This is a genomic window from Actinocrinis puniceicyclus (genome assembly GCF_018283645.1).
GTDB lineage: Bacteria > Actinomycetota > Actinomycetes > Streptomycetales > Catenulisporaceae > Actinocrinis > Actinocrinis puniceicyclus.
In genome coordinates, this window is the sequence record NZ_JAGSXH010000340.1 from 1 (window position 1) to 1,092 (window position 1,092).

A 1,092-nucleotide genomic window follows, 5' to 3' on the forward strand; every position below is an offset into this window, starting at 1 on the left:
GGCCCCGGCCCCCTAAGAACCGTGCGTGCCACTTGTAGCGGCACACGGCTCAAGCAAGCCCTGTAGGCTCACAGGCCCTCTGCGCTATCGGACTGCCTCGTGCTCTCTTGCGCAGTCGGCAGTGTTCGTGGACGAGGCGTTGTTCCTTCTCGCCCGTGCCGCCGTCCGTAACCGCGATCGCGTTCACCGTGATCGCTTTGCGGAGCGCCTTGGCCCACTGCTCCCATTCCTCGGGAGAGTGCGGTGGGTGCTCGGCGTACAGCAGCAGGCCGTTGCAGACCGGGCAGCGGCCCTGCTGTTTGCGCAGCAGGTGCAGCCGTTTGCTCCCGATCGGCGGCGCGTCGCCGTTCTTGCGGCGGCGCTTGGCCCAGTACTCGGCCATCGCGGGGTCGTCGGGTGACGCCCTGCCCTTGACCAGGTCATGCCGGACGATCTTCGTCCAGGCGAACTGGAGGAGGTAGGCGCCCGATTCCCGGTCGCCGAACACCCACCGAGTCCGCCTGTCGGGGTGGAACCGCCCGAAGTACCGATCGACGATCGTGTGCTTCGAGCGCCGGTTGTGGCGGAAGAGCGCCCACTTGTAGGTCAGGGCCCACAGATAGTGATCCAGACTCTGGAACGTCTCCGTGGACACCACGCCCCGGTAGTAGGCGGCCCATCCCCGCACGATCGGGTTGAGCGTGCGGATGACCGCCGAGGCGTTGGCCCCGCGCAGGGCCGTGATCTCGGCGGACAGCCGCTTGCGGATGCGCTTGACGGCCCCTTTGCTGGGTTTGATCAGCAGTTTCGGCCCGTAGCGGCGGACGTTGAAGCCCAAGAAGTCCAGGCCCTTGTCTTCTCTGAACTAGTTTTCAGTCGATGGCGGCTGGTTCTCGGTGGTGAGTTAGATGGCGGGTGTTGGCAGCGCGGCGGTGCCGGAGCGGCCTGCGATTTGGGCGAATCCGGGCATGCCGAGGTTGGTGGCTGTGGTGCGGGTGGATTTGCCGGTGTCGAGTAGTGCGAGTTTCTGTTTGGCGCCGTTGAGGCTGACTTCGAGTCCTTCGATCTCGCCGATCCAGGCTTCGCGGTGGGCTTCCGCCAGGCGGGCTTGTA

Annotated in this window: 1 protein-coding gene and 1 pseudogene; both read right to left on the reverse strand. The window is 65.9% G+C overall.

Going from position 1 to position 1,092, the window contains the following annotated elements:
- Positions 1–49: 49 nt before the first annotated feature.
- Complete coding sequence (locus tag KGA66_RS29175; protein WP_211472844.1) at positions 50–817, reverse strand: group II intron maturase-specific domain-containing protein; 768 nt, start codon at positions 815–817, stop codon at positions 50–52.
- Between the two features lie 66 nt (positions 818–883).
- Positions 884–1,092, reverse strand: a pseudogene (locus KGA66_RS29180) (site-specific integrase); the annotation flags it as partial.